Origin of the sequence: Saccharothrix sp. (genome assembly GCF_031180885.1) — a bacterium.
In the GTDB taxonomy this organism is placed as follows: Bacteria; Actinomycetota; Actinomycetes; order Mycobacteriales; family Pseudonocardiaceae; genus Actinosynnema.
In genome coordinates this window covers 7,823-12,917 of sequence record NZ_JAPSLK010000099.1, presented here as the reverse complement: position 1 = coordinate 12,917, position 5,095 = coordinate 7,823, and the positions used below count along the sequence as shown (strand labels likewise).

5 protein-coding genes and 1 pseudogene are annotated in these 5,095 nt (G+C 72.2%); 4 read left to right on the top strand and 2 right to left on the bottom strand.

All coding sequences use genetic code 11. The annotated features are described in order from the left end of the window. Window positions 1-530: 530 nt before the first annotated feature. The gene (locus tag RIN75_RS42965) at window positions 531-764 is read right to left on the bottom strand and encodes an FAD-dependent oxidoreductase (protein WP_309117869.1); all 234 of its coding nucleotides are present in this window, start codon (window positions 762-764) and stop codon (window positions 531-533) included. A 224-nt stretch (window positions 765-988) separates the two neighbouring features. Between RIN75_RS42965 and RIN75_RS44340 the strand changes: the two genes are divergently transcribed. The 3 genes from RIN75_RS44340 to RIN75_RS42950 all read left to right on the top strand — a co-directional run bounded on the left by RIN75_RS44340 (window position 989) and on the right by RIN75_RS42950 (window position 1,889). Further along, on the top strand, window positions 989-1,111 hold the full coding sequence (locus RIN75_RS44340; RefSeq protein ID WP_375296103.1) for a hypothetical protein: 123 nt from the start codon (window positions 989-991) through the stop codon (window positions 1,109-1,111). Window positions 1,112-1,126: 15 nt separating this feature from the next. Further along, window positions 1,127-1,387, top strand: coding sequence for a phage holin family protein (locus tag RIN75_RS42955; RefSeq protein ID WP_309117868.1), 261 nt, complete (start codon window positions 1,127-1,129; stop codon window positions 1,385-1,387). 100 nt (window positions 1,388-1,487) lie between these two features. Beyond that, a complete protein-coding gene (locus tag RIN75_RS42950) occupies window positions 1,488-1,889 on the top strand; it encodes a hypothetical protein (protein WP_309117867.1) in 402 nt (133 codons plus the stop codon). A gap of 300 nt (window positions 1,890-2,189) precedes the next feature. Here RIN75_RS42950 and RIN75_RS42945 read toward each other — a convergent pair. After that, window positions 2,190-2,555: pseudogene (locus RIN75_RS42945) on the bottom strand (transglycosylase SLT domain-containing protein); the annotation flags it as partial. 856 nt (window positions 2,556-3,411) lie between these two features. Here RIN75_RS42945 and RIN75_RS42940 point away from each other — a divergent pair. Next, on the top strand, window positions 3,412-5,001 hold the full coding sequence (locus RIN75_RS42940; RefSeq protein WP_309117866.1) for a TlrC/CarA/OleB/SrmB family ABC-F type ribosomal protection protein: 1,590 nt from the start codon (window positions 3,412-3,414) through the stop codon (window positions 4,999-5,001). Window positions 5,002-5,095: the final 94 nt, after the last annotated feature.

Here is a 5,095-nt window from a genome sequence, read left to right as displayed (position 1 = left end):
GGGGGTGGAAGGGCGTCGGTTCGTCCCCCGTACGGCCTGCCGGAGGCAACCACGCTTCGGTCCTTTCCGCAACCGGTAAAGCGTGGTTGCGGAAAGGACCGAAGCGTGGTTGGGCTGCGCCCAGGCCGTACGGGGGACGAACCGACGCCCTTCCTGTGGCTTGGCAGGCCTGGGCAAAAGCAGCGCCTGCGGCGCGAAAGAGCGCCGCTGCGCGGCGTTGCGTTGGCCGTGTTCGGAAGGCCCGGTTGGCCTCGGCGGACTGGGCGTTCGTCGAACGCTTCGGGATTCCGATGTGCCCGGCTGAACCCATCACCGACCGCCGGCGTAGAGCAGCACTGGTGGAGCCCGGGAGGCTCTCGTCACGCGGGCGGCACCGACATCCCCGGGTGCCTGGCAGGGCCACGCCGTCGGCGGACGCGGGGGCCGAGGGTCCGCATCACCCTCGGCCCCCGGCCCGGACCGGCGGTTTCCCGCCGGCCGCTCCATACTGCCGCCCGGTCACCCCCACCCCGGGTCGGCCCGCCTGCCGGTCACCGCGCCACCGTCTCGCCGTGTCGAGCCAGCCACTTCTCGGTGTACCGGCGACCCGGCACGCTCAGCGAGGGGCCGAGCTGTCCGTCGCACACCAGCGTGACCCCGCGCCGGCCCGGGGCGGCCAGTTCGGCGGCGGTCTCGATGCCGGTCAAACCACCGCCGACGACGGTGATCGGGGCGTCCGGCGGCAGGTCCGCGAGTGCGGCGCGCAGGCGTTGGGCCGACTCCAGTTCGGCGATGGTGACGGCGTGCTCGGCCGCCCCGGCCGAGCGGGTCGCCCTCGTCCTGCACGACGTGTTCCGCTACGCGTTCGCGGACATCCGCCGAGATCACCGGTCGCACTCCCGCCGCCTGCCGCCAACTGGCGTCGTCGGCCCGTCGCCGCATCCGCGCCGCCCAGGCCCCCACGACCCCGGCGGCCCGGCAGGAGCGCACGGTCAACGGCCGGCCCGGGTTGATCGCCCAGCAGGACGGCGTCACGCTGTCGGTGTTCGCCTTCGAGATCGCGGACGACCGGATCAAGCGAATCTGGACCGTGCGCAACCCCGAGAAGCTGAGCCTGTGGACGACGTCCTGACACTACGATCAGCGAATGGGGAAGCGCCCGGTCCACGCGGGGTCGTTCATCGGCGGCGGGGTGTTCGCTGTCGCGTCGGTGTCCTTCTTTGACGATTTCCTGCCCTGGTGGGCCTCGGCGCTCATCACCTACGGCAGCCTCCTGCTGGTCGGTGGTGTGTGCGCGCTGCAGGAGCGCGTGCGCTCGCGTCGTACGCACGCGGCCGCGCAGTGGGGTCATGGGACTGGCCCGGTCGGTCCCGTCCAGCCGGGGTACGGGCGACCGCAAGGGATGTAAGCGGGTTGTAAGGCACTCGGCGCATGCTGGAGCCGTTCGCAGGCGACGGCACCCGTGGAGCCGGGCCTACGACCGGGCGCGAAGGGGGAGCCGTCCGGCCGTGGGTGACACCGGAACCCGCCCGGTCGCGTCGGTACCCCGGCCCGCACCGCCCGCGAACCCGGAGGCGGTCGCCGTGGCTGTGCCGGCGCTGGCCACGGCCGACCCTCCGGTCCCACCCGCGGTCGAAGTCCCCGCCTCCCCCGACGAGTTCTCGGGAGGAGTCGTGACCACCGGTCGCCTGTTGCCGGGTGTCTTCGCGGAAGAACGACACCTGGTGCCCGCCAACGCGCCCACCCACCACTCCGCACACCTCGGCGAGCGCTACCGCGCGGTGTGCCGGGCGCTGTGCCTCCCGGTGTACTCGGGCTCGTGCCACACGTGGCGGCGCTGGCCGATCTGCGCGAACTGCGCCCGCCACCTGCTGGGCGTCCCCCTGCCCCCGCTCCACTCCCTGAACTGACCCGTACGCCTTCGCACCCGGCTGCACGACGCGGCAGTCGGGTGCGGGGTGTCGGATGCGGCGTATGGGTGTGGCCGGAGAGGTCGCGGCCGGGGGCGCCGTGCAGGACGCGCTACCCGGGTAGCGCCGCAAGACCGCCGTCGCCCGTCGGGCGGTGACCACCGACCGCCGTCCGGTGGCCGCCGTTCGACGGTCCCCGGCTCGGCACGTGCCGGTGTCGGGGTTTCGGCACGTGCCGAGCCGGGAAGCCTCACGCGGGGCCCGCCACAGGGCACCGGGGTCGGGGAGCCGCTCGGGGGATCAGTAGCCGCGGTAGCCGCCGCCGGCGAGCATGGAGACCAGGCCTGGGTGCCGGTGGAAGCCGCCGTAGCGGGCGTAGGTGTAGCGGACGCCGGCGATGATGTTGTCGACCGGGTTGTAGATGTCGTCGTGGCCGGGCAGCTTGTACGCCTGGAACGTCGGGTCGATGCACTGCATCAGGCCCTTGGACGGCGTGCCGCGCGCGGCGTTGGAGTCCCAGTTGTTGATGGCTCTGGGGTCGCCGTTGGACTCCTTCTGGACGATCGTCCAGATCTCGTCGACGCTGTTGTTGTCGATCGGCGTGCCGTTGGCCGCGAGGATGGCGATCGCCTCCCGCGCCCACGCCTCGACCTGGCGCTGCGTCGGCGACTTGCGGGCCTCGGCGGCCTCGTGCGCGGCCTTCGCGGCGGCCTCGGCGGCTGCCTGCTGACGGGCCTGGTAACCGCTCTGGGCGACACCGCTGGCCTGGTTGAAGGCCTGGAGCGCGGTGAGGTGCTCCTGGCGGATGATGCGGGCGGTCTCGTCGCCGAGGTTCACCGCGTGGACGGTCTCGACCTTGCCGGTGCGGACGTTCTCGTCCGGCAGTCCGCCGAACTCGGCGCCACCGGCCATCGGGTTGAGCGTGCCGCTGGTCACGGCGTGTGCCGCCGCGCCTGCGCCGGTCACGATGCCGACCGCGACGGCCACACCGGCGAGTCTCTTCGGGAGCCTGCGATCGGGTTCGGCGCGGTGCGCGCCGACGTATCCCGGTGCGGCTGCGCTGACCGTGTAGACGGTCGGCTCATCCGCCCGGGACTTCCTATGGCGAGCCAAGGGAAGTGCCTCCTGCGTCGGGGAGCCCTACCACCGGCCACCTGGCGGGGGATCCAGGCCGGGCGGCAGTCCGGGGGATGACTGCTTGCCCGTGTCCGGCCGGTGATAGAACCGTTATCTGGCGACCGGGAACGTAACCGTTGGTTACGTGCGGGGGCAAGACAAGCACCAATGGTGGTGATGCAGGTCACGTTTGCTGGTGGTTGTGTTACTCACAGTCAACAGAAACCCCTTGATGATCGACTGACTCTCCCGTACGGTGGTCATCGATATGGGGATCTTGATTTTCTTCCTGTGATCGGTCGCCGGTCCGCGTAGAGCACCGCTCCGCGGCGGCTTCGCCGAATTTCTTCCTCTGCCACCGATCAACTCGGCTGCCCTTTGCGCGCGCCGAGAACAGGAGTTCGCCTTGCGCACCGCGCAACTGTGCCTACACGACGTGACCAAGCGATTTGATACGCGAATGGTGCTCGACCGGGTCACCCTGACCGTGAAGCCGGGGGAGAAGGTCGGCGTCATCGGCGACAACGGGTCCGGGAAGTCGACCCTGCTCGCCCTGCTCGCCGGCCGCCTGGCCCCCGACCACGGCGAGGTCACCGCGGTGGCCCCCGGCGGGGTCGGCTACCTGCCGCAGACCCTGGACCTGCCGCCGCACGCGACCGTCGCCGACGCGATCGACCTCGCCCTGGCCGACCTGCGCGAGCTGGAGGCCGAGATCCGCCGCCTCGAACTCGACCTGACCGACCTCGACCACTACGCCGAGCTGGTCGAGCGGTTCGAGGCGCGCGGCGGGTACGAGGCCGACACCAGGGTGGACATCGCCCTGCACGGCCTGGGCCTGCCCGCCCTGGACCGGAGTCGCCCGCTGGGCACCCTGTCCGGCGGCGAGCGGTCCCGGCTGGCGCTGGCCGCCACCCTGGCCGCCGCGCCGGAGCTGCTGTTGCTGGACGAGCCGACCAACGACCTGGACGACCAGGCGGTGGCGTGGCTCGAACAGCACCTGCGCGCCCACCGCGGCACGGTCGTGGCCATCACCCACGACCGCGTGTTCCTGGAGAACGTGACCGCGACGGTCCTGGAGGTGGCGGAGGGTCGCGTCCGGCGCTACGGCGACGGCTACGCGGGCTACCTCACCGCCAAGGCCGCGGACCGGGCGCGGCGGCTGCGGGAGTACGAGGAGTGGAAGGCCGAGCTGGCCCGGCACGAGCGGCTCGCGTCCTCCAATGTGGCCCGCATGAACGCCATCCCGCGCAAACTGCCGCTGGCGGTGTTCGCCGCCGGTCCGTTCCGGGCGCGGGACCGGGCGCACGGGGTGATGAGCCGCATCCGCAACGCCAAGGAACGGGTGCACCGGCTCACCGAGTCCCCGGTCGCCCCGCCACCGGACCCGCTGCGCTTCACGGCGGACCTGGAGGTCTCGTCGACGTCGGTCGTCACCCTGTCGGACGTCCGGGTCGGCGACCGCCTGCACGTGCCGGAGCTGGTCCTCCAGCCGGGGGAGCGGCTGCTGGTCACCGGCCCGAACGGTGCCGGGAAGACCACGCTGGTGCGGGTGCTGTCCGGTGAGCTGGTGCCCGACGCGGGTCAGGCGGTCGTCCCGGGCCGTGTCGGCCACCTCGGCCAGGACGACGTGCCGTTCCCGCGCGGGATGACCGTGGCGCAGGCCTTCGCGGCGGGGCGCGGCGACCCGGAGGAGTGGGCGGACCGGCTGCTGGCGCTGGGCCTGTTCACGCCGGGGGACCTGCGGCTGCGGCTGGGTGAGCTGTCCTATGGCCAGCGGAGGCGGATCGAGCTGGCCAGGCTGGTGACCGAACCGGTGGACCTGTTGCTGTTGGACGAACCCACCAACCACCTGTCCCCGGGTTTGGTGGAGGACCTGGAGCAGGCCCTGACCACGTACGCGGGCACGTTGGTCGTGGTAACCCACGACCGCCGAACCCGCTCCCGCTTCACCGGCCGGAGGCTGCACTTGGACCACGGCGCAGTGGTCCCGACCTGATCACTACGGCGGAGGGCTGTGTGCAATGCGCCGCGCCCGTTGCACGCAGCCCTCCGCCCCGCTCAGTCCTCCCGCCTCCGCCCCGCCGCCGCTG

Excerpts from the sequence above, each read along its gene's own strand:
- RIN75_RS42955 (WP_309117868.1), top strand. The coding sequence starts at position 1,127 with ATGGGGAAGCGCCCGGTCCACGCGGGGTCGTTCATCGGCGGCGGGGTG.